Below are 26,150 nucleotides of genomic sequence, written 5' to 3' on the forward strand. Positions count from 1 at the left end.
ATGTCGGTAACCCCCGGATCGAGCCGACAAAACGATGACGCCTTTCGGGTACACCCACCGGCCGCTCCCTACCGATTGTCGGTCCGGTCGACACGTTGTCGGGGGCCGGCGACCCGCGGGGCGGCGAGCAGGTACGCGCCCGCCACCAGCAGGACAACGGCGACCGGGAGCGTCGGGCCACTGTCGACGAGCGACAGTCCTGTGACCGCCACGAGCACGCCGAGCGCGTCGCGCTTGTTCATATCCGTGCGGTCATCTGTCACACACAAATAGCTCAGTCAGACGTCCGTCATCGGGTCAGGCGTCGGTAGCCAGTCGGTCGAGGCCGACGAGGACGCTTCCGGCGAGAATCAGCACTACCACGGCGACGAGCAGGAGCGTCGAAACGACGCTGACCAGCGGGTCGAGGCCCTGCCTGAGCGAGTTCCAGGCCTGCACCGGAACGGTGCGGGTGTCCGGCCCGGAGAGAAACAGTGCCATGATGAACTCCTGGAGGCTCACGACGAACGCCACCAGCGCCGCCACGACGAGGCCAGCACGGACGTTCGGCGCGACGACCGCCAGGAACGCCCGTCTCGGGGTGGCACCGAGGTCCTGCGCCGCCTCCGCAACCTGCCAGTCGAACCGGGCGAACGACGCCTGCACGATCGAGAACGTCAGCGGCGTCGCCCACAGCGAGTGTGCGACGACGACCGCGAAGTAGCTCTGCTGGAGGCCGAAGCGACTGAAAAACGTCAACAGGACGATCCCGATGACGATACCCGGGACGAAAAGCGGGAGCACGGTCAGGCCGACGACCGCCGTTCGACCTCCCCCACTGAACCGACGGACACCGAGTGCGGCCGCTACACCGACGATCATCGAGACGACGGTCGTTCCCCCTGCGATGAACAGGCTATTCAGTACCGAGCGGATCCAGGTCGGCCGTTCGAGAAGCGCCCCGAACCACTGCACAGAGAACTGTTCGGGCGGGAACACCACCGCACCCGACGCGTCGAACGCCGTCGCGACGACGATCAATAGCGGAAGCGACAGAAACAGGACGAGGAGACCGACGACCACTCGGAACAACCACGTCCCGATACGCTTACGCATTGAGGATCCCTCCGCTCTCGTCGAACCGCCACAGTATGGCCATCAGGACCGAGAACACGAGCGTCACCGTGATGACTGCGAGTGCCGCCGCCGCCGGCCAGTCGAACTGCGTGAGCAACAGTTCGGAAATCAGGATGCCCGTCGTCTGCTCGCCCCCCGACCCCAACAGCAACGGGGCGGCGTACGCACCGATGGACCAGGTGAAACTCACCACGGTCGCAACGGCGATACCGGGACGGATATGTGGGAGTATCACCTCGCGGAACGCGTCCCACCGACCGGCGCCCAGGTCCCGTGCGGCCTCGACCTGATGCCTGTCGAGCGTCGACAGCACTGCGTACACCGCGAGAATCGCATACGGCGTGACGATGTACAGCTGGCCGAACACCGCTCCGACGAGGTTGTCGACCAGCAGTACCGGCTCCGACAGCAGTCCGACCCCGGTTAGCAGGTCGTTGAGAACACCCTGTGGCGCAAACACCAACACGACGGCGAACAGTTTGATCACGAGCGTCGTGAACAGCGAGAGGACGGCCACGCTCAAAAGCGCGATGCGGCCGGCACGTTCCGCCTGCCACGCCGCGTACGCGTAGACGACGCCGATGGCAACCGCCAGCAGCGTCACGCCGACCCCGAACGCGACGGTGAACGTGAAAATCTGGTGGACGAGGTCGGACGAGACGACGTACTGGTACCCATCGGTGGACCAGGACCCCTCGACGAACGCGCCCTGTGACGTCTGCGCAGTGAAACTGAGCCTGAGCAGATACCCCATCGGCACTAGGAAGGCACCGATGTCTAGCAGCAAGACGGGGAGCAACAACAACAGCGTCCGCCAGCGGTCCGGAAGCGCCGGAACTGATAGCCGACTCGTTCCCGTACTCATCGGTACCGCTCACCCGTCTCGGCGAAGTAGACGGCGTCCTCGGCGGTCCACCGCAGGGCAACGGTGTCGCCGGCGGTCATGTCGACACCGTCCCCGACCGGGACTTCGATGAACAGGTTCGTCTCCTCTGCCGACAGCCGAACCCGGACGCTGGAGCCTCGCCGAATCGTCTCGACGACCGAACAGGGGACGCTCACTTCGTCCGTTGCGACACCACCGTCTTCGACGGCCGTCGTTGCCACCTCCGCCCCGGGGCCGAGACGCAACCGTTCGGGACGGAGCGAGACGACGACGGTATCGCCCTGTGCCAGCGGCTCGCCACCGATAGGCGCACGGAACTGGACGCCGAACGGTGCCGCCAGTATCGGCTGGCCTTCGGCCGCGACGACGCGACACGAGATGAAGTTCGTCGACCCGAGAAACGACTCGATGAAGCGGCTTCCGGGGTCGTCGTACACCGTCGCAGGGTCTCCGACCTGCACCAGCTCCCCGTCGTTCATCACGCCCAGTCGGTCCGCGAGCGTGAACGCCTCGTTCTGGTCGTGGGTCACGTACACCATCGTCGTCTCCAGGCGGCGCTGGATATCTTTGAGTTCGATCTGCATCGACTCGCGCAGCCGGCGGTCGAGGTTCGAGAGCGGTTCGTCGAGCAACAGCAGGTCCGGGTCGACAGTCAGCGACCGCGCGAGGGCGACCCGCTGTTTCTGTCCGCCGCTCAGTTCGGCGGGCGCTGCCTCGGCCTGTGACCCGATCTCGACGAGGTCGAGCGCCTCCCGCGCCCGCTCCTGGCGCTCGGCCGTGCTCACGCCCTGCATCTTCAGGCCGAACGCGACGTTCTCCAAGACACTCTTGTGTGGGAACAACGCCCAGTCTTGAAATACGATCGAACAGTCCCGCCGGTGTGGCGGTCGGTCGGTTACGTCGGTCCCACGTATCGAGACGCGCCCGCTCGCCGGCTGCTCGAAGCCGGCGATGGTCCGCAGGACCGTCGACTTTCCGCACCCGCTCGGACCGAGCAGACAGAACAGTTCACCGTCCTCGACGGTCAGCGAGACGTCGTCGACAGCGGTGAGCTCACCGTAGCGCGCCGTGACCTCGTCAACTTCGAGCATCGTCCGTTCTCAGTTGTTCTGTACCAGCTGCTGGTACTGTTCGTTCAGGTCGGACGAGTACTCCGCGACCTTCGCGAAGTCGCGGAAGCCGACGGTACTGAGTTCGTCGTTGGTCGTCGGCAGTCGTTCCTGTGCCTGCTCTGGATACTCCGTCTCGGCGTTCGCCATCCCGAGAGTGAACTCCTCCGCGTACGCCGTCTGCAGCTCCGGACTGATGAGGAAGTCGAGGAACGCCTCGGCGGTCTCCCTCTTGCCGGACCCGCGGACGACGTGGTAGTAGTCGGTGTACCCCGTCGTCTCCGGCGGCACGGTCACGCCGATGTTCAGCACCTCCGAGGACGCCGCTTTCGCCAGTCCGTACGCGAGGAAGTAGTGGCCGACGTTCGCGATGCCCTGTTCGAGCTTCGTCCAGAGGTCCTGTGCTCCCTCGTAGAACGACACCGTCGGCGCGTCTCTGATGATATCGAAGAGTCCGTCGGCGTTCTCTCGGTCGTACACCTCCTGTGCGAGCGGTTCGCTGTCGTCGATCACCGCCGCCATCATCAGATTCTTGAGCCAGAAGCCACTTGCGAGGGTCACGTTCGACGCCTCGTCCGAGACGATATCGCTCCACGTCTCCGGCGTCCAGGTGGTCGCGTCTTTGTTGTAAACGTACGCGTGGACCCCGTATGCAACCGGCGCAGCCGTTTCGGCTGCCTGTGGTTGCATGAGGCGGTCCTTGATCTGGTCGCTGTTGTCGAGGTTGTCGTACCGAACCGGCTCCCAGAGGTCGTCCTGATTGCCACGGTAGTTTATCCGGCTCCCACCGACGGTCACGTCGAACGGCGGGTCGTCCGCCGGCGACTGGCGAATCTTCGGCACGATACCCGACCAGTTCCCGACCACTTCGAGGGTGTTGCCGGTCTCCTCTTCGTATTTCGGCTTGATTACGTTCTTGAAGACCGCCGTGTTCGTTCCGCTCCAGGTCGATACCCTGAGAACGTCGCTGCCACTGCCGTTACCACCGACGCAGCCAGCGAGCGCGGTCGCCGCCGTCGCGGTTCCTGTCGCGATAAACGCTCGTCTACTGACGGGTAACTGCCGGCCAGATTCAGTCATCAACTATTCATAGAATCCCACTCAAAAAAGCCCCTTGCTCCAACGCCGCCAGTCGCCGTTCCGACCCTCTATCGTGAACGAACGCAAGGGCATTTACTATCCGACCGTCTGTATCGAGTATGACAGACCGGACGGCGGCGGTAACCCGCGAGACCGCCGAAACCGAGATCGAGGTGACAGTTGACGTGGACGGCGACGGCGACTCGACGGTCGACACCGGAATCGGCTTTTTCGACCACATGCTCGACTCCCTCGCGAAGCACGGCCTGTTCGACCTCACCGTCGACTGTGACGGCGACCTGGAGGTCGACGACCACCACACCGTTGAAGACGTGGCCATCACGCTCGGCGAAGCGTTCGACGAGGCGCTGGGCGACAAGCGCGGCATCCGCCGCTACGCCGACCGGAAAGTGCCACTGGACGAGGCCGTCGCCGAGGTCGTCGTCGACGTGTCGGGCCGCCCGTTCTTCGAGTTCGACGGCACGTTCGCCCAGGAGACCGTCGGCGAGTTCACCAGCCACATGGCCCAGCACTTCCCGCGCTCGCTCGCGACCAACGCCGGGCTGACCCTGCACGCCTCGGTCACGGGCGAGAACGCCCACCACCAGGTGGAGGCGCTGTTCAAGGCGCTGGCGCGGGCGCTGGACGACGCCACCCGCATCGACGAGCGCCGCAGCGACACGCCGAGTACGAAAGGCGAACTCTAAGCACTCAGCCAGCAAGGCGTCCAGCAGGACGGACTCGGCGCGCCGGAGCAGTTCGTTCGCGGTACTGGGCGCACAGCACAGTTCCTCGGCGACGGTCTCGAACGACGTGGCCCGCGGCGTCTCGTAGTATCCCAGTTCGTGCGCGACCAGCACCGCCTCGCGCTGTCGGTCAGTCAACCGGCCGAGATACCCCGGTTCGTCGGACACGTACTCACCGACCCACTCGACGTCGACGGCGATTCGCTCGGTCGCCTCGTCGAAGGCGGCTTAGAGCGCCGCTTCCGTGCCGGCGACCGCGACCCGCACCCCGCGGTCCGTGTACCGGAACGGTGGGTCCAGCAGGGGGGCGTACCGCTCCGCGATGGCGAGCAACTCGCTCAGCGTCTCCCGCTCGCCGACGTGGACGAACGCGAACAGCTGGCCGTCGCCGCCGTCGATCACGTCGTAGTCGTACACGTCCGCGCGGTCGGCAAAGACGGCTTCGAGGGGCTCCGCGTCGTCGCCGGCCAGCCGGTACAGGAGCGCGTAGGTCCCGTCCCGCTGCCACTCCAGGGCCACAAGTGCCTCCCGGTGGACGCTCTCGACGGCTGCGATGGCCGCGTCGACGCCCGGAAACGCCTGCCCTTCGGGACGACCTGTCCTTCGACGGCGCGCATCACGTCCTCCTCACGATACCGAGACGCAAGACTCTGTCCCCCGGCCAGTACTCGAATGCGGTGTCGATGGCCGCGGCTTCCTCGGTCATGACGACGGCGGCGTCGCTGTACTGGAGGGTCCGCTGCATGTCGCCGTCCAACTCGAACGCGCCACTCATCAGCCCGTCGATGGCTCCAAGCTCCCCCCGGAGCAGTTGCTTCCACGTGCCGTACGCACACCGGAACGCGAAGCCCCAGTCGACGCCGTCCGGGTCGTCGGTCCGCATGGCGTCGGTGCAGACCCCGTCCTCCAGCCCGACGAAAAAGTACAGATCCGCGCCGTCGTACGTCTCGTCGGGCCGGATGTGAAAGAGGAAGTCGCCGTTGAACCCGACTCCCCAGCCCGCACCGGCCTCGCCGTACGCTTCGGACTCGTTCAGTTTCTCGCCCCACGCGTCGATCCACTCGTCGGCGTCACCCGGTAACGCGAGTGCCATATCCGCCGACTCGTCGCCTGACGGGTAGCCGTTCCCCGCTAATCGGGCCGTGTCTTTATATCCAAAGCGCGTCGCGAGGCGCTTCAGACGGACTGCCTACTACTCGCGCCGACCCGCATGTGAGATACAGCGCGGCTATCGGTTACCGAGATTCCCCACACAGCGCCCAGGCCAGGCCAATCGACGCCACACACTCCGGGTATCGACCACCCGGCCGGCGATGGAGTGCGTGACGGCGTCCGTTCCGACTGATGGACGTTCTCGCCGGTCTATGCGCCCCGTGGACCTCTCCGCCCGAACGTCATGACCACCTGCGAGACGTCGAAAACCGTGAGAACACGCTCGCCTTTCGGACTCGTCTCGCCGTGACGGATACCTCGGGCTGAACATTTACATGTTGGGGGAAAATGTGTATGAAAAAGAGTGATGCAACTGGACGCGTATTATAACAAGTTGCTGACTCGATTCGACGACCGGACAGCGGTGCGTTTCGGTGACGAGCGGCTCACGTACGCGGATATTGACGACCACACGGCGCGCCTGGCAAATGTATTCCAGACGATGGGATTACGTGAGGGTCGTAGAGTGGCCATCCTGATGTGCAACCGTCCGGAGTTCCTGTTGACAGAGATTGCCACGGCCCGGGCAGGAGCCGTCGCTATCCCGATGAACAGTCGACTCGACGAGGAACACAGCAAACGTATTATCAGGGACGTTGACGCGGATGCGCTGTTCGTCGGGTCACAGTTTTTCGACGTTGCACAGGAGTTACAACAGGAACACTTTCGTCTGAAATATATTATCGGCGTTTCCGACGACCGGGAGTTGCCCGTCGGGTTCCAGGAGTACGATGAACTACTGAACAACGGGACTCTCGAGCCGCCAACACCGAGCATAGAGCCCGACAGCGTCGCTGCAGTCTTCTACACGAGTGGCACCACTGGCCCACAGAAGGGAGTGATGCACACGCACGAGTCGTTGGTTCTGAATGCCATTGCTCACATCCACGAACTCGACATTCGTCGCCACGAGCGAGTCCTCTTGAGCACGCCACTTGGCCACTCTCCGAACTTCATCACTCGGGCCGCGCTGTCACAGGGAGCAACTGTGGTGTTGCAACCTGGGTTCGATGCGAAGCGCACCCTGTCAGCCATCGCAGAGTACGAAATGACGTGGACCTTCCTCGTCCCGACGATGGTCTCGCGGCTGCTCAACGACGACGCGCTCGGGGAGACGGATGTCTCGTCGATACAGACGATCGTCTACGGCGGGTCGCCGATGTCGCCAGCACTCGTTGAGCGTGGCATCGAGACGTTCGGCCAAGTGTTCATCCAAATATACGGACTGATGGAGGCACCGGACGTGGTAACCACCCTGCACAAACACAAACACCAACCCCGTGAGGGGGCAGTCGTCAATACCGTCGGGTACCCGACGCAGTACGCCGATGTCCGCATCGACGACAGTGACGGCCGGTGGACCGACGATGTCGGCGAGGTCTGTGTTCGCTCGACGTTCGGCATGAAGGGGTACTACGACCGAACGACAGAGGACCCCGACTGGATTCGGACGGGCGACCTCGGCCGGTTCGACGAGAAGGGGCGACTGGTCATCCTCGACCGGATTCAGGACGCCATTTCTGTTGGGGACGAGACAGTTTTTTCCACACGGGTGGAAAACGTGATTCAGCGCCATCCTTCCGTCCAGCAGGTCGCGGTCATCGGTGTCCCCGCTGGACACGAACAAGGTGCCGGTCACACACGAGACCAAACACTGCATCACCGCGTCCACGCCGATCAAGCGGTCAAAGCAGTCATCGCGACTGCGGATGGCGGACAGCTGGCGCTAGAGGGACTACGGGAGTTCTGTGCTGACCAACTCGCGGCCCACGAACTCCCGAACTCTATCGACTTCGTCAGTGCGCTGCCAGAAACGCCGTACGGCAAGGTGGACAAGCGGTCGCTGCGACAGCCATACTGGTAGTGTGCTCCGTTTGGAATTCCAGATGCCAGCGGACGGACTCCTCTCGACCATCGCCGATACCGTCGGCGCCGAGACCGTCGAGTTCGATAACGTCGTTCCGATGGGTGCCGACCGCGTGATGATATTCGCCTCGCTGAGTCCCGCTGAGGACAGGGACGTGGCCGAGGCACTGGGCGGCATCGCCGACATCGAACTCAAACACTGCTCGTTCACGCCGGAGAGCGACCTGTATCACGCCTCGTTCGTGACTGAACTCGACGGTTCGGTGGTCGCATCGGTCGTCGCCGAAGAGGCTGTGCCGCATCGGCTCGTGGCCACCGAGCGGGACGTTCGGGCCGTGGTCACCGTCGAAGACTGGACCCACCTCCGGAACCTCGCGGCGACCATCGAGCGCGAGTACGGCGTGTTCGACCTGCGAGGAACCACGGAACAGGACCGGCCGGGATACCCACTGGGTCGGGACCGATTCGAGTACGGTATCCAAGGTAAACTCACGGGCGACCAACTCCAGTTGCTGCGGACCGCCTACGAGATGGGACACTTTGCGGTGCCGCAGCAGGCGACCAGTAGCGAGGTCGCCGACGCACTGGACATCAGCCGTTCGACGTTCTCCGAGCGCGTGCGACGTTCCCAGAACGAACTCTTCCGTATCCTCTTCAGCGACACCGAGTGACCGCGTCTACCGGCAGCCGGGCGTTCTCAGAGAGCCGTTTCGTGCTCGAACACAATCCGGGGCGGCAGCGACCGAAATAAAAATGATAACATATGTCGCCCCGATTCGTGGTAATTAATAATTGACTTTCTCACTACGCCACTGGCATGGCAACCTCGGAAGACGAGGACACTGACCGGTCACCGGAAGTGCTGTCGATTGACGCTGGTGGGACGATGACGGACACGTTCTTGATGGACGAGGGCGGCGAGTTCACGATCGGAAAAGCAAAAACTACGCCCGACGACGAGTCGCGCGGGTTCGTCAATTCGTCGGAAGACGCCCTGGACGACTGGGGACTGGACATCGACGAGAGCTTTCCGAGTCTGACCTCGACGGTCTACTCCGGGACAGCGATGCTCAACCGGTTGGTCGAACGAGAGAGCGAGGTAAACGTCGGTGTCCTCACCACCGGTGGGATGGAGGACACGCTCCGGATGGGTCGCGGACGCCAGTCGTACACGGGGTACTCCTACTCCGACCGGTTGCACGTCAACACGCACAAACACCCGGAACCGCTCATCGAGCGGGACATGATCCGTGGAGTGCGTGAACGCATCGATGTAAAGGGGAACGAACTGGTGCCGCTGTACGAGGACGACGTCCGCGAGGGCGTCAAAGACCTGCTGGACCGCGACGTAGACCACATCGTCGTGATGTTCATGCACTCATACCAGAACGAGTCCCACGAGCGTCGGACGAAAGAACTCGCTCAGGAGATCATCGATGCACAGGACGCCGAGACGACGGTGATGCTCTCGAGCGAGTACTATCCGACGCTAAAAGAACTCCAGCGACTCAACACGACGGTCGCGGAGGCGTACGCTGCCGAGCCCTCCCGCGAACAACTGACGAACGTCCAGGAGGCGGTCGACGACCACGGCGGTGACATCGGCGTCCGGGTGATGGCCAGCCACGGTGGGACCATCGACATCGAAGCGAACGAACTGGCGCGGACGATGATCTCCGGCCCGATTGGAGGGATGATCGGTGCGAACTACTTCGGCCGGCAGACCGGCTACGAGAACATGGTCTGTACCGACATCGGGGGGACCTCCTTCGACATGGGCATCATTATCGACAACGACTGGGAAATCGACTACAACCCGGAGATGGCCCGGCTGTTGCTCACGCTGCCGATGGTCAACATGGAGAGCGTCGGGGCTGGTACCGGGAGTTACGTACGGGTCAACCCGACGTTCGACACGATCGAACTCGGCCCCGAAAGCGCCGGTGACCAGGTCGGCGTCTCCGCTGTCGAGACCGACGTGGATACCGTCACGGTGACCGACTGCCACGTCGCGATGGGCTGGATCGACCCCGAGAACTTCCTCGGCGGCGACATGCCAATCGACCGGGCGGTCGCCGAGCGGGAGATTCGTGAGCAGGTCGCTACGCCGATGAATCTCGGCGTCCACGAGGCCGCACAAGGGGTCGTGGACATCCTCGAAAACAAGCTCCGCAACGACCTCGAAGCGGTGGTCACCGGCGCAGGCTACTCCCCGTCGAACTTCAAATGTCTCTCATACGGCGGCGGCGGCCCAGTCCACACCGCCGGGTATACGCGCGGCTTGGGCTTCGACGAGGTCCTCGTGCCCGAGTTTGCCGCTGCCTTCTCGGCGTTTGGCTGTGGCGCGGCGGACTACGAGTACCGATACGACCAGACGACGAGCATCGATATCGACCCGAACGTGTCGATGGAGGAGGCCGCCGACACCGCCGGCGCGCGGCTCACCGAGGTCTGGTCGAATCTCGAGGAGAAGATTGTCGACGAGTTCAGCAACTCCAACATCGGCCGCGACGAGATCGACTTCCAGTACCACATCCTCGGCCAGTACCAGGGCCAGCTCAACAGCATCGACATCACCTCGCCGGTCGCCAAAGCGAACGAGCCCGAGAAGCTCGAGCAGCTACTGGAGACCTTCGAGGCCGGGTACCGCCGACAGTACTCCGAGGAGGCCCGGTCGCCGGAACTGGGACATACAATCACGCAGGCCTCCGTCCGCGGGGTCCAGAACGTGACGAAGCCCAAGATTCCCGAGGAAGAGCCTGTGGGGCCCGAACCGCCCGAGGCCGCGTTCAAGTCGCCCCGGAACGCGTACTGGGACGGCAACTGGCTCGAGACCCGGATTTACGACCTCCACGAACTCGAGCCGGGGAACAAGGTCTCCGGGCCAGCGGTACTTGAGGGTGCCGCGACGACGTTCGTCCTCCCACCGGAGTACGAGACGCATCTGGACCGTCACCGCGTCCACCATCTCAAACACACCGGCTGACTCGCCGTCGCCGGCAGATTCGACCGTCCGGTAAGAGCGCTATCGGTCGGCACAGCCGTCGACAGTGCGTTTGTGTAGATATGCATTCACCTCGCCCGCGGTCGGAGCCGACCGGGGTGTGGGTGGATGCACTGCACCAGCTAGCATCCGGCTGTAAACGGATGCGCTACCAACCATGAGTTCCGAACACGACGCGAGCGAGACTCAGTCCGTCGGCGAACAGGCCGCGGAGGACGAGGACGTGACCTACCCCCGGATGCGCCGGGAGCAGGAACTCGTCGAGGAGAAACTCGAAGACCTCGGTGAGGGTATCGGCTGGAACGGCAAGACGTTGAAGACCCAGATGGAGGGAGTCGAGGAGCGAACCGACTCCACCGACCACTACGACGGGCAAGAGGAACTGGAGCTGAAATCCGAGAACCCAATTGAGTACGAGCAGATGTTCTCACAGTTGCGCGGTGACCTCGTCACGGCCCGCGAAACCTCGAAAGAGGTGGCTGCGACCCCCATCGTCGAGCAGGAAGGGGAGCTGTGTTACGGCTTGTTCACCCCGGAGGGTGACTCGATTGCCGTCTCTACGGGGATTATCGTGCACATCCACACGATGAGCGAGGCCATCAAGTACATGATCAACCACGACTTCGAGGAGTCGCCTGGCATCGAACCCGGCGACGTGTTCGTCAACAACGACACTCACGTCGGCAACGTCCATCCCTGTGACATTGCCACGCTCATTCCGATCTTCCACGAGGGCGAACTCGTCGCGTGGGCAGGCGGTGTCACCCACGTCATCGACACCGGTGCCATCGGGCCCGGGAGTATGAACGTCTCTCAAGCCTCCCGATTCGGCGACGGGGCCCACTACTGCCGGAAAATCGGCGAGGATTTCGAGCTGTACAACTCCTGGGAGAAAGACTACGTGGACAAGACCCGGACGCCCGAGTTCCTGAAACTCGACGAACGAACGCGAATGACCGGCTGTCTGATGATTCGGGACGCGGTCAAGGAGCTCATCGACGAGTACGGCGTCGACGAATTCAAGCAACTCTCACGCGAGTCCGTCGAGGATGGCCGTCGGGGCTTCCGGAACCGCATCAAGCGGACCATGCTACCCGGCACGTATCGCGGCGTCTCCTTCGTCGACGCGTTGTACGAGGGTCAGGAGAACCTCACCCGCGAGTACGCGAACGAGAACCACATCATGCACGCACCCTCGGAGTTACACGTTCGGGAAGACGGCACCTTCCAGGTGTCTTTCGAGGGTGCGAACAAGTGGGGATGGCACCCGTACAACTGCACCCCAGCTGCGATCCAGGGGGGCATTTGGGTGATGCTCACTCAGACAGTCATCCCTAACGAGAACGTCAACGACGGTGCGTACTACGCCTGTGACTTCCACCTTCCGGAGGGGTCCTGGGCTAACACGCAAAACACCGAAACGGCACACGCCTACGCCTGGCACTATCTGGTGTCGGCCTGGGCCCCCCTGTGGCAGCATCTCTCTCGGGGCTACTACGCACGAGGCTTCTGGGAAGAGATCAACGCCGGGAACGCAAACACCTCGAACTGGCTGCAGGGCGGTGGCATCGACCAGTTCGACAAGCTCCACGCGGTCAACTCCTTCGAGGCCGCCTGTGAGGGCGTCGGTGCGCGGTACGTCGAAGACGGCGAACCACACGCCGCGGCTATCTGGAACCCCGAAGGCGATATGGGCGACGCCGAGGTGTGGGAGCGAACCGAACCGCTCCCGTTCCTCGGACGGGCAGTCAAGCCCAACACCGGCGGTCCCGGCCGGCGGGCTGGCGGTGCAGGCTTTGAGTCCCTGCGGACGGTCAGTGACGTGACCCGGTGGTTGCTCTACGAGATGGGCAACGGGTACATGACCAGCGATTCGGGCCTATTCGGTGGCTATCCCGCCGCGTCAGGGTACATCCTCAACGCACAGAACACCGACCTGAAGCAGCGATTCGAGAACGGGGAGGAGTATCCCCAGCACGACCTCGACCCCGAGTCCGGTGCGTTCGAGGCGCAGATCGACGGCGATATCACCCGGACACCGAAGGGAATCTCCACGCCCAAGGAGTTCGAGGACCACGACCTCTACCTCAACTACCTCCGCGGTGGCTCCGGACTCGGCGACCCCCTGGAGCGCGACCCCGAGGAGGTGCTCTCGGACATCCACGACGGGTACGTCCTGCCGCGGCACGCCGAGGACGCCTACGGCGTGGTCGTCGAACAGGTCAGCGAGGACGCCAAGCACAACTCCGCCGTCGACGGCGAGTTCGAAATCGACGAGGCGGCCACGCGCGACCGCCGCGAGGAGATGATGGACGAGCGCGCTGAGGAGGCTGTGCCGGCCTCCGAGTGGTACGAGGAACAGCGCGAGCGTATCCAGGCGGAACGGGACCTCATCGACGACGTCAAAAAGACCTACGTGAGCAGCATGCGGATGAGCGAACAGTTCACCGACTTCTTCAGGAACTTCTGGGACCTCTCCGAGGACTTCGAGTTCAATCTGAGTGACGAGGCCGAGAAGTCCCTGGAGTACCGGTTCGGGTCCGGCTTCAAGCGCAAGTGGGACAACTACACCAGGAGCCACGAGTCGTGGCACGGCGTCGGCCGCGAGGACGAACCGGTGGTGCCCTACACCTGGACGGATCGCTCACTGAAAGACCTCTCCGGCCCGAGCGCGAGCTTCGATGAACGAACTCGGGCGACCGACGACGACTGAACGAGGGACTCACACATGCCAGACACATATCCACGGGAGATAATCGAGGATCTCGTCGACGACAGTCTCGAATGGGACCAGTTGCACGACATGATGAGCAAATTCAAAGACACCGACCGCTTCCAGCAGGTCCGGGAGGTGCTGCAAGAACGGGTCGATTGGGAGGACCCGATCATCATCCCCTACGCCGAACACCTCTACATCGTGGCGAAAAGCGCCGACCGCTGGGTCATCAAGTGCGACTGCGGGCACGAGTTCTGCGAACACGACCAGAACTGGAAACGTGAGGCACTAATCAACGTCCGCGACTCCACAGAGGCGTATCGTGAAATCTACCCGGAGGGGATGCACCCGCACCCCGACTACATGGAACTCCGCGAATTCTTCTGCCCGGGTTGTAAGACACTACTGGAGGTGGAGAACATGATGCCCGGCTACCCGCTCGTCCACACCTTCGAGCCGGACATCGAGACGTTCTACGACGAGTGGATCGACGAGCCGATTCCCACGCCGGAGAGCGCCTGACGACCGCCCCACCAGAGGCCGAGTCGGCACGCTGTGCCACAGATACACCCGAACCCGACGGGATGCCGAGCCGCCATCGCCGGTCGTGGGGGGATAGACCGTGTCCGACATCCCTACGACACGTCGTTACCGGGCGAGCCACCCGCCGTCGACGGCGTAGGTGTAGCCGGTGCAGTAGCGGGCGGCCTCACTTGCGAGGAACAGGGCCATTCCTCGGAGGTCCTCCGGGTCTGCGATTCGCTCGGCCGGTGTGTTCGCCTCGACATCGTCGGCGATGTCCTGCCCGATCCGACTGTCCGCGTCGAGAGAGCCGCCGCCGATGTCCGTCCGGGCGTGACTCGACGCGATGGCGTTGACACGAATCTCGGGGGCCCACTCGGCCCCGAGTGTTCGCGTGAGGTTGACCACGCCACCGTTCGAGGCGGCGTCGGCCGGGTTGTAGCCCATCGCGTCGCTGCCGACCAGTCCGTAGACCGAGGCCGTGTTGACGATGGCCCCGCCGTCTTCCTGCGCGGCAATCGCGCGGGTCGCATAGAGGTCGGTGAGCCACACACCACGGAGGTTCACGTCGACGATGCGGTCCCACTGGGCCATCTCGTAGTGTTCGGCCGGCCGTTCAAGTTCGCCGATGCCCGCGTTGGCGAAGGCGGTGTCGAGTCGACCGAACCGGTCGAGCGTCGCGTCGACCATCCCGTCGACGGCCAGCGCCAGCGTCTCCGCGTCGGTTCGAGATTCGACATCGTCGGCGACCGCCTCAGCCCGCCGGCCGCGCCGGTCACCAGCGCGACCGAGCCGTCGAGCCGGAACTCGTCGAGCACAGTCGTCGGTCGCCCTCCAACAGGTCGCGATTCAACTCGACGCCCAGGCCCGGGCCCTCCGGCGGCGTGACGGTCCCGTCCTCGGCAGTCAACTGCCCGTCGATCAGCGTCGACCACACCTCGGGCGTCCACGGCGGGTCGTGGGGGAACTCACACCAGTCGGCCCCGACCGCGGCCATCACGTGCAGGTTCGCGGCGAACCCGACGGCGTTGGTCCAGGTGTGGGGGACGAACCGGATGCCCTGGTTCCGGGCAGCACCGGCGACCTCGACGGCCCGTTTGATGCCGGTCACGAGTGCGGCGTCGCGGTCGAGGAACTCGTACAGTTCGTGGGGGCCGCCACTGAATTCCCCGCCGGCGATGGGGACGGCGGCGTCTCGCAGGCGGGCGTACCCGGCGTAGTCGTGGCGTGGTAGTGGCTCTTCGAGCCACTCGATTCCGCCGACCGCCGCCAGTTCGCGGGCGACGGCCTCGGCCTCGGCTACCGACTACTCGGTCTCGTCTTCCATCACGCGAACGGCCCACCCCTTGTTCGCGTCGACCATGAGCGTGAGATCGGGGAACGCCTCGCGGACCGCACGAACCACGTCGAGGTCCGATTGTTCGGCGACCCGAAGCTTGACAGCCTCGAATCCCTCGTCGACGCGTCGCTGGACGTACTCGATGCGCTCGGCGGCGGGCTGGCGCTCGCCGGTGCTGGCGTACGCCCGGATCGGGTCGTCGCTCCCTCGAGCAACTCGTAGACGGGCTTGCCGGCGTCTTTGCCGACGATGTCTCACAACGCGAGTTCGAGGTGCCACGGCCGCGGGCCCATCAGGTCGACGGTCTCCAGCCTGTGGACGATCCCCTCGACGTCGTGGGGGTCTTTGCCCTGCAGAAACAGTGACCGGGGTGTGACGTAGTCGAGACCGCCGGCAAAACTCGGGCTCGCGGTGACGCCCGTGATGCCGGCGTCGGTTTCGATCTCGAACAGTTCGGCTTCGTGGCTTCCCTGTGGTAACCGGGGATCCAGTTCGGTCTGAAACTGTCCGGCAGTGGCTGACTGACGCGGTGTTGTGTGACTCCGACTATCTGCATCTCCTGCCACCGTCGTCGGCCCCATCGGTAGCGGTTCTCACGAATCGGGACGGGTTCTTATGAGTTGGCGGTCCGGCCGCGCGAGCCGACCGATGCCAAGACATAGTATGGTCGGCGGTCGTTTTGTGGAGTATGTTCGCGGAGATCATGGAGAAGTTCGAGGGCAGTCCCTCACAGCAGGCGGTCATCCGGCTGTTGCTCGAACGGGGCTTCTCCGTCAACGACGACGGCCGCGTCGTCTCGGGCGGCATCGAGATTCCGAACACCGGCATCGCCCGGGAGATCGACGTGGACCGCCGGGTGGTCGACTCCACGACCGACGCCATCCTCGACGACGACCAGCTCCGGCGCATCTTTCAGAACATCTCTCAGATTCCCAGCCTGATGGACCTGGCACCGGTGCTTGACCTGCACGTCCTGACCGTCGACGTCTACGACACCGAACAGCCCGGCATCGTCGCCGAAATTGCGGGGATGCTCGCCAGAGAGAACCTCTCGATGCGCCAGACCGTCTCGGAGGACCCCGAGTTCGCCGCCGACCCCAAACTCTACATTGTGACCGAGCGGGCCCTGCCGGGGGACCTCCTCAACGAGATTCGGGACCTGGACTACGTGCGGAAGATCGAACTACAGTGACCGACCAGTCGCCACCCACCGACAGTGACGCTCACGACGACGCGGCGACGGTCACCGTCACCGTCCGGACCGACGACGGGGACAGACGGCTCACCGCACCCGTCGGTGCCGTCCTCCGGGACGTGTTGTTAGACGCCGACTGTTCACCGTACACCCGCTACACCGAGCGGCTCAACTGCGGCGGCCGTGGAATCTGTGCGACCTGTGGCGTCCGGGTCCGCGAGGGCGAGACCGAGCCCGACCACTGGCACGACCGGCTGGCGGCTCGTTTCGGGTATCCGCGGCTCTCCTGTCAGTATCGCCTGACGCGGGACGTGACCGTCGAGATTCCGGACAAGCGCGTCTGGGGTAGCCGGGAGTAGCTCACCGCAGCTGGAGTACGGTGTCTCTTCGAGCGGTTCGACGGCGCGCGTGGCCGGGTGTCCCGGCCGGTGACTCGGGGACCGAGAGATACGGGAGTTCGTCGCCGCCCCGCCAGGTGCCCATCACGTACAGACAGTCCTCCTCGGTGTCGGCGCCAGCGCCGAGAAACTGCACCGCGAGACGACTCCTTCCGACGCCCGGCGGCCCGCGGACGGGAAGCGTCCGACTCTCGGGTACGCCACCGCCGAGCATCTCGTCGCCGGTCGACCGTGCCATACCTTTGCAGTGTCTCCGCGTGACAAACACGGTCGCCACGACTCGACCGCAAAACGACGACGAAACGGGTTTGTCCCCTGCCCCACTACGCCCGACAGTGACGGACAGCTACCGGACAGTCGTCGGCCGCGGACGGGGAGCCTTCGAGGTCAGGGGCTCCGAGTTCGTCGGCCACGCGGCGCCCGTCCGCGACGTCGCGGCCGCCGAAGCGTTCGTCGCGGAGATCCGGGCGGAGTACGCCGACGCGACTCATAACGTCCCGGCATACCGCGTCCGGACCGACCCCCGCACCGAGTGGGCCTCCGACGCCGACGAACCCTCCGGTTCGGCCGGTAAACCCGCACTGAACGTCCTCCAAGGTGAGGAGTTGGAGAACGTCGTGGCCGTCGTCACCCGCTACTACGGAGGGACGAAACTCGGCGTTGGCGGGCTGGCGCGGGCCTACGCACAGGGGGTCAAAGTCGCCGTCAAGGACGCCGGCGTCACCGAACGACACCCGCACGAGTCGGTCTCGATAACCGTCGAGTACGACGACTCTGGAACTGTCCGGGGTATCCTCGAATCGGCCGGCGTCGAGTTCGACGCCGACTACCGAGCCGACGTGTCCTTCGACGTGCGCGTCCCGGTCGCCGACGCCGCTGCCCTCCGGGACCGAATCCGCAGCGCGACCAGCGGCCGCGCGACTATCCGGTGAGGCCGCCCCCTGCCCGTCCGGTTCGTCCGATCGACATGTAAACGGCCGAAACAGTGTTCGGATGCAGGTCGTAGATCGACTGCCCTCTTTCGATTCTCCAGGTGAAGCGAGGGGGTCTCGACGTCGGCAAATGTTAACAAAATTACCTATCAGGTGGTGCGGAACGCGCGGTCGCCGGCGTCGCCTAGACCGGGAACGATGAAACCGTCGTCGTCGAGGTGGTCGTCGATGCTGACGGTCAGCAGGTCGGCTTCGGGGAACTGTTTGGCGACGCGGGTGATGCCGGCGGGGGCGCTGACCGCCGAGAGGACGAACAGGTTCTCGGGGTCGCCCGCGGCCGCGACTCGTTGGAGGACGGCAGTCATGGTCGACCCGGTCGCCAACATCGGGTCCGCGACGACGACGGTGTCTTCGCTCGTAATCTCGGGCACTGTCTCGTAATCCACGTCGATGGGGAACCGCCCGTCTTCGTCCATGCCGGCGTTCTCGTCGCGGCCGGCGCTGATGACCCCCTGTTTCGCGTGCGGGAATGCTTTCAGTAGGCCCTCGACGAACGGCGTCGCCGCCCGGAGGACGTTGATAATCACTACGTTGTCGAGGCCGGTGACGCGCTTGCCCATCGTGCCGGTCAACGGCGTCTCTATCTCGGTGTACTCGGTGTCCATCGCACCGTCGATGATTTCGTACCCACAGATTCGTCCGAGTTTCACGAGGCCTTTGCGGAAGGCGACCTGCTCGGTTTCGACGCTTCGAAGGTCCGAGAGTGTGTGTTTCGCTAGCGCGTGCGTAACTACGTACGCGTCGCCGCGTTGCTCGATGGTCATATTCAGGATGTCGGTGGCCCGCCGATAAAACGGTCGGTCGCCATCCCCTGGCATCTACCACAGAAGCCAGCCCCACATCTCCGCGACCGGAGTTGTAAATGGAGTGATACGTCGCGGACGCCACGGGCCGGTAGCTGTCCGTCTGTGCCCGTAGCGCTTCAATACGCTGCCCGTCCGACAGCGTCGCCGCTGTAGCGTGTGAGGACTGCCGAGGATGGGGGGGAAAAGGTATATTCGGTCGTGCCCTATCTATGGAAAACTGATGGAAGAGAGCGTTTCGGGGTTCAAACAGCGCGGGCGCTGGGTCGACGTGGTGGAACATGGCGAGCGAATCACCCGTGCATTAGCTGACCTCGCGGAGGACGCCGACGTTGACGCGGACGCACTGGCCGAGTTCGACGATTGGCGACCAAAGTCCGACGAGCGACTCGACGACCACGTCAACGAGAAGACGGCCGAGCAGGCCAGCGTCGGCGAGGGTGAGGGTGAAAAGGCGGGCAAAGACCCCGACGAGGACCTCCAGACGGCCGGCGAGAAACTCACCGAGTCCTACGAGAAACTCGACGACGAACCCGAAGAGGCCGTCGACAGGTGGGGTGAGTCCATCGACTACGTAGCCCGTGCGGCCGACTCGGCCGGCCGGAAAGCACTGCGCGCCGTCGAGGGGGCCGTCTACAAGAACGTGATGACCCGGATCGCACCCTACTACTTCGACAACGAGCTCGTCAGCGCCAACCTCCAGCGAGCCGGCCGTGGCGAAGCCCCCGAGTACGTCTTCGAGGTCAACGTCAACGACGACGACCTGAAGATTCGGGTGTCGAACAGGCTCGCAGACTACGAGTCCTCCGTCGACCGCTGGCACGTCGACACGCCCAAACACACAGCGACCGTCGCCGCCGCCGAGGGCGTCGAACCCCCGGCCCCGAGCGACGACCTCGTCGCCGAGTCGAACGAACCCGCTTCGGAACCGTACGACCCAGCATCCGAGGACGGCGACTGACCTTCGAGCGTTCACGTCCCCGGTATCCGACCCCGAGCTTTGTGCTGTGTGAACGGATGTTTCGCGACCGCAGAAAAATAACCGGAATCGGACAACCAAAGATTTGTATTCGACAAGCGACTCTATTCAGTTGATTCCATAATGTCGAGCGACAACCCAAGTCCGACTCCGAGCCCTGCCGAACGCCGAAGCAACAAACAGTGGTGGCCGAACCGGTTGAGCCTGGAGATTCTCGACCAGAACGCCCGCGACGCCGGGCCGATGGACGACGATTTCGACTACGCCGAGGCGTTCCAGGAACTCGACCTCGAAGAACTCAAAGCCGACATCGAGGAGGTCATCACCGAGCCCAAGGACTGGTGGCCGGCCGATTACGACCACTACGGCCCGTTCATGATCCGGATGGCGTGGCACAGCGCCGGCACGTACCGGGCCTACGACGGCCGCGGTGGTGCGGCCGGCGGTCGACAGCGTTTCGCCCCGATTAGCAGCTGGCCGGACAACGCCAACCTCGATAAAGCACGCCGACTGCTCTGGCCGGTCAAACAGAAGTACGGCCGCAATCTCTCCTGGGCCGACCTGATAATCCTCGCCGGCAACGTCGCCGTCGAATCGATGGGGTTCCAGACGTTCGGGTTCGCCGGTGGCCGCGAAGACGACTTCGAGCCGGACAAGGCCGTCGACTGGGGCCCGGAGAAAGAACTCGAGACACAGGAACGCTTCACGGAAGCCGGCGAGATTCAGGAAGGCCTCGGCGCCTCCGTGATGGGGCTAATCTACGTCAACCCCGAAGGACCGGACGGACAGCCCGACCCAATGGCGTCGGCAAAGAACATCCGCCAGACGTTCTCCCGCATGGCGATGAACGACAAGCAGACCGCGGCGCTGATCGCTGGCGGACACACCTTCGGCAAGGTTCACGGTGCCAACAACCCGGAGGAAGCGCACGACCCCGACCCCGAAGCGGCCCCGATACAGAACATGGGCCTGGGCTGGCAGGACGGGGAAACCGCCGCCGAAGAGGGTGTCACGACGAGTGGCATCGAGGGTCCTTGGACGTCCTCGCCGACCGAGTGGGACATGGGCTACGTCGACAACGTGCTCGAGTACGAGTGGGAACCGGAGAAAGGCCCCGGCGGTGCCTGGCAGTGGACGCCGAAAGACGGCGAGGAGGTCGCATCGGCGCCCGACGCACAGAACCCCGACGAGGAGGTCACGCCGATGATGCTGACGACGGACATCGCCCTGAAGCGCGACCCGGAATATCGTGAAATAATGGAGACCTTCCAGGAGAACCCGATGGAGTTCGGGATGGCCTTCGCGAAGGCCTGGTACAAACTGACCCACCGAGACATGGGGCCGCCCGAACGGTTCCTCGGCCCGGAAGTCCCTGAAGAGACGATGGTCTGGCAGGACCCCCTCCCCGAGGCCGACTACGCGCTGATCGGTGAGGCGGAAACCGAGTCACTCAAATCGGAGATTCTCGAGTCGGACCTCACGACCGCCCAGCTGGTCAGGACTGCGTGGGCGTCTGCGTCGACATACCGCGACAGCGACAAGCGCGGCGGCGCAAACGGCGCTCGCATCCGACTGGAACCGCAGCGGAGCTGGGAGGTCAACGAACCTGCAGAGCTCGAGACGGTCCTCGAAACCTACGAGCGGATTCAGGCGGAGTTCAACGAGTCCCGGTCGGACGGCACGCGCGTCTCGCTCGCCGACCTCATCGTGCTCGGCGGGAACGCCGCCGTCGAACAGGCGGCCGCCGATGCCGGCTACGACGTCGAGGTTCCCTTCGAGCCGGGCCGGACGGACGCCACCGCCGAACAGACCGACGCCGAGTCCTTCGAGGCGCTCAAACCCGACGTCGACGGGTTCCGCAATTACATCAGCGACGGCCTCGACAAGCCGGCCGAGGAGGTGCTGGTCGACGAGGCCGACCTGCTGGACCTGACACCGGAAGAGATGACGGCGCTCGTCGGCGGGATGCGCGCGCTGGGGGCGACCTACCAGGACTCCGACCTCGGCGTCCTCACCGACCGGCCGGGCACCCTGACCAACGATTTCTTCGTGAACCTGCTGGACATGGGCACGGAGTGGCAGCAGTCCGGCGAATCCCGGAAGATCTACGAAGGCTACGACCGGGAGACGAGCGAGCGCAAGTGGCGTGGAACCCGCGCCGACCTCGTCTTCGGGTCCCACGACGAACTCCGTGCCATCGCGGAGGTGTACGCGTCCGGAGACGGCGAGGAGAAGCTCGTCGAAGACTTCGTCGACGCCTGGCACAAGGTCATGACGCTGGACCGGTTCGACCTGCAGTGAGCTAAGGCCCGATCCAACCCTTTTCGATTTCGCACTACCCAATCGAGCGGTCCCGCTCGCCAGAGACTGCCCGCACTCCGCCCGGCAACTCGCGGCCGAGCGCGTCTGTGGACGACACGCAGATCGCTCCCGCGCTCGCTCGTCGTCCAGTGACACCTCACTCACGGCTCTCGGGCAGTCGTCACGCGAGGTCGCGACGCCGCGGGTCCACCCGAGTCGGAGACCCAGACACCGCAGCGGACAACCCCGTTACCACTCCCGTTCGATGGAGAACCCGCCACAGTCCAGGCAGACCTGTCGCTGTGCCTCGTACTGTGCACCACAGTGCTGACACTCGTACTCCCCGCTCCGTTCGGTGAACCGCCGCAGTCGTTCGAGTATCATTTGCCCCCTCTTAGCACACACTGTCCACGTCACTACTTATAATTATTCGCCAGCCGCTGAAAAAAGGCGAGCGGCGCAGCTCCGGGCGGCGAGTGCGGCAGGTTATTACGCGTCCCGACAGTAGCCGGGTCTCAATGGTCGCTGGAGGGACGCTCGCGACGTTTCTGGTCGCCGGAGCAGCGAGCCTGTTTATGGCGTGGGCCATCGGCGCTGGGTCGTCGGGTTCGACGCCGTTCGCCCCGGCGGTCGGTGCCAACGCTATCTCGGTCATGCGTGCTGGTTTCGTCGTCGGTCTGCTCGGACTGGGTGGCGCCGTGCTTCAGGGCGCGAACGTCACGGAAGCGGTCGGCCGCGAACTCGTCTTGAATGCGACGCTCTCGCCGACTGCGGCCGTCGTCGCGCTCATCACCGCGGCGGTGCTGGTGGCTGTCGGCGTGTTCGCCGGCTATCCCATCGCCACCGCCTTCACCGTCACCGGCGCGGTTGTCGGCGTCGGACTGGCGCTGGGTGGCGACCCTGCCTGGCCGAAATATCGGGAGATCGTCGCGCTGTGGGTCGCGACGCCGTTCGTCGGCGGCGGTATCGCCTACGCTACCGCCCGAGGGCTCCGGAACGAGGGCGTCCCCGAGTCACTGGCCGTCCCTCTCCTGGCCGGTCTCGTCGGCGCAATTCTCGCGAATGTCCGGTTCGTCGTTCTCGGACCGCCCGACGAGGCCGCGTCGCTGACGGGTGTCGCTACCACCGCTCTCTCCGGTCTCCCGTCGGCCGTCGTCTACGCCGGTGTGACGCTCGTGGCCGCGACGCTCGCCGCCGTCGTCCTCTGGTGGGACCTCCGCGGGAGTCCCGAGGCCGGCCAGCGCCACTTCCTGCTCGCGCTCGGTGGGCTCGTCGCGTTCTCCGCCGGTGGGAGTCAAGTGGGACTGGCACTGGGACCTCTCCTCCCCCTGCTCGACCCCTTCGAGATCCCGCTCGTGGCCGTCCTACTGGGTGGTGGACTCGGCCTCCTGATCGGCTCGTGGACCGGCGCGCCCCGGATGATCAAGGCGCTCAGCCAGGACTACTCGGCGCTGGGTCCGCGCCGCTCCATCGCCGCGCTCATCCCTTCTTTCGCCATCGCACAGACCGCCGTCTTCTTCGGCATCCCCGTCTCGTTCAACGAGATCATCGTCAGCGCCATCATCGGCAGCGGTTTCGCCGCCGGCGGGAGTGGTGTCAGCGGCAGGAAGATGGCATACACCGTCCTCGCGTGGATCGCCTCGCTCGGCCTCGCTCTCACCCTCGGCTACGGCGTGTTCACCGCCATCGACGTACTGCCGGTCTGAGCGTTCCCCGCTCCGATCCGGAACCGCCGGACGTCACCTGCCCACGATGCAGCCGTTCAGTTCTTGTCGGTGCAGAAAGACATTTCATAATCGAAACTAAGGAGGATATGACAATGCGGCGGTATGTAAGCGGTGGACGGACCAGACGAGCGCTGTTGCGGGGCACGGCGGTCGCGGTGGCCGCCGGGGTGGCCGGGTGTTCGGGCGGCAACGACCCCGGAACCGACGACTCTGGAGACGACACAGGGACGAGTAGCTCCGGGTGCCGACCGGTCCCGGAGACAGCTTCTTTGACCGACAGCCCCAACGGTCGGCCGTGATCCCGTACTGTGACACGCCGGGTCAGTCCGTCGCGGCCGCCGTCGTCGGCGGCCTGCTCGGCACCGCTCTCGCGCTCGCGGCCGGCCTCAACCTCGCCGCAGGCGTCGTACTGGCTGGCCTGCTCGGCGGGTTCGCGGACCTGGCCGCCCACATCGTCCGCGGCGACGACCAGTTCCGGGCCGCCGTCGCGCGGTTGCGAGGCTGACCGCCCGCAACTCCCGATGCCGAATATCCTGATAGCGATCATAACGGAGACCGTCCGATACCGACCCCCTCAGTCGTCGGCGGCGGCGTCTTCCGGTTCAGGTTCCCCCTCGTCTTCGGTGCCGTCCTGCTGGATGCGTGTGACCCGGGCTTTCATGATGCGGGTGTTCTCGACCTGTTCGACCCGGATCTCGACGCCCTCGTACTCGATTTCCTCGCCTTCCTCGACGAGGCGGCCGGCGAGGTTGAAAATGAACCCGGCGATGGTCTCGAACTCCTCGCCCTCCGGGATGTCGATGCCGAGGGCCTCGTTGACCTCCTCGATGTTGACCTCGCCTTTGACGATGGCACTGTCGTCACCGACGAACTCGATGGGTTCCTCCTCTTCGCCTTCGAGGATCTCGCCGACGATCTCCTCGGTGAGGTCCTCCATGGTCACGAGGCCTTCAGTGGTGCCGAACTCGTCGATGACGACCACCATGTGGAGGCGTTCGTCGCGCATCTCCGCCAGCAGGTCGTCGACGTTTTTCGACTCCGGGACGTGTAGCGTCGGCTCGATCAGGTCCTCGAGTTCGACGTCCTCGGCGGCCGTCCCGCCGTAGTTGCGGTCCCGGACCAGATCGCGGATGTGGACGACGCCGATGATGTTGTCCAGACTCCCCTCGTAGACCGGGAGGCGAGCGTGCCCCGAGTGGACACACTGCTCCATCGCCTCGTCGACTGTCGCGTCCTTCGAGATGCCGTCCACGTCGAGCCGCGGCGTCATGACTTCCTTGGCGATTGTGTTGTTGAATCGGAGCGTGCGCTGGAGCATCTCCCGCTCTTCCTCGTCCAGTACGCCCTCGCGTTCGCCAGTCTCGATTATGTCACGGATCTCCTCGCGGGTGACGTAGGACGTCTCGATGGCGGTCTGACCGCCGGTGACGCGGTTGACCTGCTGTGTGAGGAAGTCGAAGACGACGATCAGCGGCCACAGCACGCGCTCGGCGGCCTTCAGCGGGCGGGAAATCTGCAGGGCCCACGACTCGGTGTTTTCGACCGCGTAGCTCTTCGGAGCACTCTCTCCGAACAGGAGGACCAATGCCGTGATTCCGAACGTCGAGATGGCGACGGCGACGCCCTGGCTGAGGTAGATTGCCAGCAGCCCCGTCGTGATCGACGTCATCGCGATGTTGACTAGATTGTTCCCGACGAGAATCGTCACGAGCAACCGGTGGGGGTCGGCCTTGAGCCCCTTGAGGGTCTTTGCACCGGGAACCCCGTCCTCGACCAGCGAGTCGACGCGGTGGGCCGCCAGCGAGAACATGGCAATCTCCGAGGATGAAAAAAATGCCGACAGTACGAGCAGGACGACGACGACGACGACCCCAACGCCAGTGATGAGACTGTCGGTGAACTGCACTCCCAGCACCTGCGTCGCAGCAGGTGCGGGTGCGACCAGCGGCGCGACGGCCGAAGCTGCGCCCATTACCGACTGACTTTGCCGTCGGCGGGATTAAGACTTGTCATCGGTGTAATGCGCGCAATCCAGCGATTTCGCCGCTGTAACCGTCGATTCTCTCTGCCCTCGGCCGTCCGCCCACGCGGACACGCTGAGGGGGGCCCGGCTCCGCCGAGCCCCCGTCCTGCTCGTGCGGACGCCCGAAGGGCTTACC

Annotated in this window: 26 protein-coding genes and 2 pseudogenes; 13 read left to right on the top strand and 15 right to left on the bottom strand. The window is 64.5% G+C overall.

The features are described from left to right. Positions 1-68: 68 nt before the first annotated feature. Genes Q0964_RS09750 through Q0964_RS09770 form a run of 5 tightly spaced genes read right to left on the bottom strand, consistent with a single transcriptional unit; the run spans position 69 to position 4,191 of the window. Complete coding sequence (locus tag Q0964_RS09750) at positions 69-242, bottom strand: hypothetical protein (protein ID WP_299266603.1); 174 nt, start codon at positions 240-242, stop codon at positions 69-71. Positions 243-297: 55 nt separating this feature from the next. Next, on the bottom strand, positions 298-1,095 hold the full coding sequence (locus Q0964_RS09755) for an ABC transporter permease (protein ID WP_299266606.1): 798 nt from the start codon (positions 1,093-1,095) through the stop codon (positions 298-300). Beyond that, positions 1,088-1,981 carry an ABC transporter permease gene (locus Q0964_RS09760; RefSeq protein ID WP_299266609.1) on the bottom strand — a complete coding sequence of 298 codons (894 nt, stop codon included), beginning with the start codon at positions 1,979-1,981 and terminating at the stop codon, positions 1,088-1,090. Before Q0964_RS09760 ends, Q0964_RS09755 begins: the two co-directional genes overlap by 8 nt. Then, the gene (locus Q0964_RS09765) at positions 1,978-3,093 is read right to left on the bottom strand and encodes an ABC transporter ATP-binding protein (RefSeq protein WP_299266612.1); all 1,116 of its coding nucleotides are present in this window, start codon (positions 3,091-3,093) and stop codon (positions 1,978-1,980) included. The genes Q0964_RS09760 and Q0964_RS09765 overlap by 4 nt, the downstream gene beginning before the upstream one ends. Positions 3,094-3,102: 9 nt before the next feature. Further along, a complete protein-coding gene (locus tag Q0964_RS09770) occupies positions 3,103-4,191 on the bottom strand; it encodes an extracellular solute-binding protein (RefSeq protein WP_299266615.1) in 1,089 nt (362 codons plus the stop codon). A 119-nt stretch (positions 4,192-4,310) separates the two neighbouring features. On the opposite strand from Q0964_RS09770, the gene hisB reads away from it, so the two are divergent. Continuing rightward, positions 4,311-4,898 (top strand): imidazoleglycerol-phosphate dehydratase HisB, encoded by a 588-nt coding sequence (hisB, locus tag Q0964_RS09775; RefSeq protein WP_299266618.1) that lies wholly within the window; start codon positions 4,311-4,313, stop codon positions 4,896-4,898. A gap of 33 nt (positions 4,899-4,931) precedes the next feature. On the opposite strand, the pseudogene Q0964_RS09780 reads toward hisB, so the two are convergent. The 3 genes and pseudogenes from Q0964_RS09780 to Q0964_RS09790 form a co-directional block, all read right to left on the bottom strand. After that, positions 4,932-5,105: pseudogene (locus Q0964_RS09780) on the bottom strand (helix-turn-helix domain-containing protein); the annotation flags it as partial. 60 nt (positions 5,106-5,165) lie between these two features. After that, a complete protein-coding gene (locus Q0964_RS09785; RefSeq protein ID WP_422653636.1) occupies positions 5,166-5,492 on the bottom strand; it encodes a hypothetical protein in 327 nt (108 codons plus the stop codon). Between the two features lie 61 nt (positions 5,493-5,553). Beyond that, positions 5,554-6,030: an SCP2 sterol-binding domain-containing protein gene (locus Q0964_RS09790; RefSeq protein WP_299266624.1), complete on the bottom strand. Its 477-nt coding sequence runs from the start codon at positions 6,028-6,030 to the stop codon at positions 5,554-5,556. 453 nt (positions 6,031-6,483) lie between these two features. Here Q0964_RS09790 and Q0964_RS09795 point away from each other — a divergent pair, with 453 nt between their 5' ends. From Q0964_RS09795 to Q0964_RS09815, 5 genes are all read left to right on the top strand, one after another. Then, complete coding sequence (locus Q0964_RS09795) at positions 6,484-8,013, top strand: class I adenylate-forming enzyme family protein (protein WP_299266627.1); 1,530 nt, start codon at positions 6,484-6,486, stop codon at positions 8,011-8,013. A 1-nt stretch (position 8,014) separates the two neighbouring features. Then, positions 8,015-8,686 (top strand): helix-turn-helix domain-containing protein, encoded by a 672-nt coding sequence (locus Q0964_RS09800; protein WP_299266630.1) that lies wholly within the window; start codon positions 8,015-8,017, stop codon positions 8,684-8,686. Positions 8,687-8,832: 146 nt separating this feature from the next. Beyond that, on the top strand, positions 8,833-11,001 hold the full coding sequence (locus Q0964_RS09805; RefSeq protein ID WP_299266632.1) for a hydantoinase/oxoprolinase family protein: 2,169 nt from the start codon (positions 8,833-8,835) through the stop codon (positions 10,999-11,001). Between the two features lie 175 nt (positions 11,002-11,176). Next, positions 11,177-13,732, top strand: a complete 2,556-nt coding sequence (locus Q0964_RS09810) for a hydantoinase B/oxoprolinase family protein (protein WP_299266635.1) — start codon at positions 11,177-11,179, stop codon at positions 13,730-13,732. Between the two features lie 15 nt (positions 13,733-13,747). Then, positions 13,748-14,257, top strand: a complete 510-nt coding sequence (locus Q0964_RS09815) for an acetone carboxylase subunit gamma (protein ID WP_299266638.1) — start codon at positions 13,748-13,750, stop codon at positions 14,255-14,257. Positions 14,258-14,383: 126 nt separating this feature from the next. On the opposite strand, the gene Q0964_RS09820 is transcribed toward Q0964_RS09815, so the two are convergent. The 3 genes and pseudogenes from Q0964_RS09820 to Q0964_RS09835 all read right to left on the bottom strand — a co-directional run bounded on the left by Q0964_RS09820 (position 14,384) and on the right by Q0964_RS09835 (position 16,177). Then, on the bottom strand, positions 14,384-15,106 hold the full coding sequence (locus tag Q0964_RS09820; RefSeq protein WP_299266705.1) for an SDR family NAD(P)-dependent oxidoreductase: 723 nt from the start codon (positions 15,104-15,106) through the stop codon (positions 14,384-14,386). Further along, a pseudogene (locus Q0964_RS18465) lies at positions 15,033-15,875 on the bottom strand (enolase C-terminal domain-like protein). The gene Q0964_RS09820 and the pseudogene Q0964_RS18465 overlap by 74 nt, the downstream one beginning before the upstream one ends. Continuing rightward, positions 15,851-16,177: a hypothetical protein gene (locus tag Q0964_RS09835; protein WP_299266644.1), complete on the bottom strand. Its 327-nt coding sequence runs from the start codon at positions 16,175-16,177 to the stop codon at positions 15,851-15,853. Before Q0964_RS09835 ends, Q0964_RS18465 begins: the two are co-directional and overlap by 25 nt. Positions 16,178-16,284: 107 nt before the next feature. Here Q0964_RS09835 and Q0964_RS09840 point away from each other — a divergent pair, with 107 nt between their 5' ends. Together Q0964_RS09840 and Q0964_RS09845 are read left to right on the top strand one after the other, a co-directional pair. Next, entirely contained in the window at positions 16,285-16,788 is a 504-nt protein-coding gene (locus tag Q0964_RS09840; protein WP_299266646.1) for a TrpY family transcription regulator, read from the top strand. Then, positions 16,785-17,150 carry a 2Fe-2S iron-sulfur cluster-binding protein gene (locus Q0964_RS09845; RefSeq protein WP_299266648.1) on the top strand — a complete coding sequence of 122 codons (366 nt, stop codon included), beginning with the start codon at positions 16,785-16,787 and terminating at the stop codon, positions 17,148-17,150. The genes Q0964_RS09840 and Q0964_RS09845 overlap by 4 nt, the downstream gene beginning before the upstream one ends. 1 nt (position 17,151) lies before the next feature. Here the strand turns inward: Q0964_RS09845 and Q0964_RS09850 are convergent, their stop codons facing one another. Continuing rightward, positions 17,152-17,427 (bottom strand): ATPase domain-containing protein, encoded by a 276-nt coding sequence (locus Q0964_RS09850; RefSeq protein ID WP_299266650.1) that lies wholly within the window; start codon positions 17,425-17,427, stop codon positions 17,152-17,154. A gap of 97 nt (positions 17,428-17,524) precedes the next feature. Between Q0964_RS09850 and Q0964_RS09855 the strand changes: the two genes are divergently transcribed. Then, positions 17,525-18,121, top strand: a complete 597-nt coding sequence (locus Q0964_RS09855) for an IMPACT family protein (protein WP_299266655.1) — start codon at positions 17,525-17,527, stop codon at positions 18,119-18,121. Between the two features lie 149 nt (positions 18,122-18,270). Here the strand turns inward: Q0964_RS09855 and upp are convergent, their stop codons facing one another. Further along, entirely contained in the window at positions 18,271-18,945 is a 675-nt protein-coding gene (upp, locus tag Q0964_RS09860; protein WP_299266659.1) for a uracil phosphoribosyltransferase, read from the bottom strand. A 262-nt stretch (positions 18,946-19,207) separates the two neighbouring features. Between upp and Q0964_RS09865 the strand changes: the two genes are divergently transcribed. Both Q0964_RS09865 and katG read left to right on the top strand, forming a co-directional pair. Beyond that, positions 19,208-19,945, top strand: a complete 738-nt coding sequence (locus tag Q0964_RS09865) for a DUF5828 family protein (protein WP_299266661.1) — start codon at positions 19,208-19,210, stop codon at positions 19,943-19,945. A 141-nt stretch (positions 19,946-20,086) separates the two neighbouring features. Further along, entirely contained in the window at positions 20,087-22,264 is a 2,178-nt protein-coding gene (gene katG / locus Q0964_RS09870; RefSeq protein ID WP_299266666.1) for a catalase/peroxidase HPI, read from the top strand. A 249-nt stretch (positions 22,265-22,513) separates the two neighbouring features. Here katG and Q0964_RS09875 read toward each other — a convergent pair whose 3' ends face one another. Next, the gene (locus tag Q0964_RS09875; RefSeq protein ID WP_299266670.1) at positions 22,514-22,648 is read right to left on the bottom strand and encodes a hypothetical protein; all 135 of its coding nucleotides are present in this window, start codon (positions 22,646-22,648) and stop codon (positions 22,514-22,516) included. A gap of 134 nt (positions 22,649-22,782) precedes the next feature. Here Q0964_RS09875 and Q0964_RS09880 point away from each other — a divergent pair, with 134 nt between their 5' ends. Beyond that, complete coding sequence (locus tag Q0964_RS09880; protein ID WP_299266673.1) at positions 22,783-23,970, top strand: inorganic phosphate transporter; 1,188 nt, start codon at positions 22,783-22,785, stop codon at positions 23,968-23,970. A gap of 316 nt (positions 23,971-24,286) precedes the next feature. Next, positions 24,287-24,496: a hypothetical protein gene (locus Q0964_RS09885; RefSeq protein WP_299266676.1), complete on the top strand. Its 210-nt coding sequence runs from the start codon at positions 24,287-24,289 to the stop codon at positions 24,494-24,496. A gap of 69 nt (positions 24,497-24,565) precedes the next feature. On the opposite strand, the gene Q0964_RS09890 is transcribed toward Q0964_RS09885, so the two are convergent. Further along, entirely contained in the window at positions 24,566-25,963 is a 1,398-nt protein-coding gene (locus Q0964_RS09890; RefSeq protein ID WP_299266679.1) for a hemolysin family protein, read from the bottom strand. Positions 25,964-26,150: the final 187 nt, after the last annotated feature.

Origin of the sequence: Halorientalis sp., from assembly GCF_028275115.1 — an archaeon.
Lineage (GTDB): Archaea > Halobacteriota > Halobacteria > Halobacteriales > Haloarculaceae > Halorientalis.

Excerpts from the sequence above, each read along its gene's own strand:
- Q0964_RS09750 (WP_299266603.1), bottom strand. The coding sequence starts at position 242 with ATGAACAAGCGCGACGCGCTCGGCGTGCTCGTGGCGGTCACAGGACTG.
- Q0964_RS09755 (WP_299266606.1), bottom strand. The coding sequence starts at position 1,095 with ATGCGTAAGCGTATCGGGACGTGGTTGTTCCGAGTGGTCGTCGGTCTC.
- Q0964_RS09760 (WP_299266609.1), bottom strand. The coding sequence starts at position 1,981 with ATGAGTACGGGAACGAGTCGGCTATCAGTTCCGGCGCTTCCGGACCGC.
- Q0964_RS09765 (WP_299266612.1), bottom strand. The coding sequence starts at position 3,093 with ATGCTCGAAGTTGACGAGGTCACGGCGCGCTACGGTGAGCTCACCGCT.
- Q0964_RS09770 (WP_299266615.1), bottom strand. The coding sequence starts at position 4,191 with ATGACTGAATCTGGCCGGCAGTTACCCGTCAGTAGACGAGCGTTTATC.
- hisB (WP_299266618.1), top strand. The coding sequence starts at position 4,311 with ATGACAGACCGGACGGCGGCGGTAACCCGCGAGACCGCCGAAACCGAG.
- Q0964_RS09790 (WP_299266624.1), bottom strand. The coding sequence starts at position 6,030 with ATGGCACTCGCGTTACCGGGTGACGCCGACGAGTGGATCGACGCGTGG.
- Q0964_RS09805 (WP_299266632.1), top strand. The coding sequence starts at position 8,833 with ATGGCAACCTCGGAAGACGAGGACACTGACCGGTCACCGGAAGTGCTG.
- Q0964_RS09810 (WP_299266635.1), top strand. The coding sequence starts at position 11,177 with ATGAGTTCCGAACACGACGCGAGCGAGACTCAGTCCGTCGGCGAACAG.
- Q0964_RS09815 (WP_299266638.1), top strand. The coding sequence starts at position 13,748 with ATGCCAGACACATATCCACGGGAGATAATCGAGGATCTCGTCGACGAC.
- Q0964_RS09835 (WP_299266644.1), bottom strand. The coding sequence starts at position 16,177 with ATGGGGCCGACGACGGTGGCAGGAGATGCAGATAGTCGGAGTCACACA.
- Q0964_RS09840 (WP_299266646.1), top strand. The coding sequence starts at position 16,285 with ATGTTCGCGGAGATCATGGAGAAGTTCGAGGGCAGTCCCTCACAGCAG.
- Q0964_RS09850 (WP_299266650.1), bottom strand. The coding sequence starts at position 17,427 with ATGGCACGGTCGACCGGCGACGAGATGCTCGGCGGTGGCGTACCCGAG.
- upp (WP_299266659.1), bottom strand. The coding sequence starts at position 18,945 with ATGACCATCGAGCAACGCGGCGACGCGTACGTAGTTACGCACGCGCTA.
- Q0964_RS09865 (WP_299266661.1), top strand. The coding sequence starts at position 19,208 with ATGGAAGAGAGCGTTTCGGGGTTCAAACAGCGCGGGCGCTGGGTCGAC.
- katG (WP_299266666.1), top strand. The coding sequence starts at position 20,087 with ATGTCGAGCGACAACCCAAGTCCGACTCCGAGCCCTGCCGAACGCCGA.
- Q0964_RS09875 (WP_299266670.1), bottom strand. The coding sequence starts at position 22,648 with ATGATACTCGAACGACTGCGGCGGTTCACCGAACGGAGCGGGGAGTAC.
- Q0964_RS09880 (WP_299266673.1), top strand. The coding sequence starts at position 22,783 with ATGGTCGCTGGAGGGACGCTCGCGACGTTTCTGGTCGCCGGAGCAGCG.
- Q0964_RS09890 (WP_299266679.1), bottom strand. The coding sequence starts at position 25,963 with ATGGGCGCAGCTTCGGCCGTCGCGCCGCTGGTCGCACCCGCACCTGCT.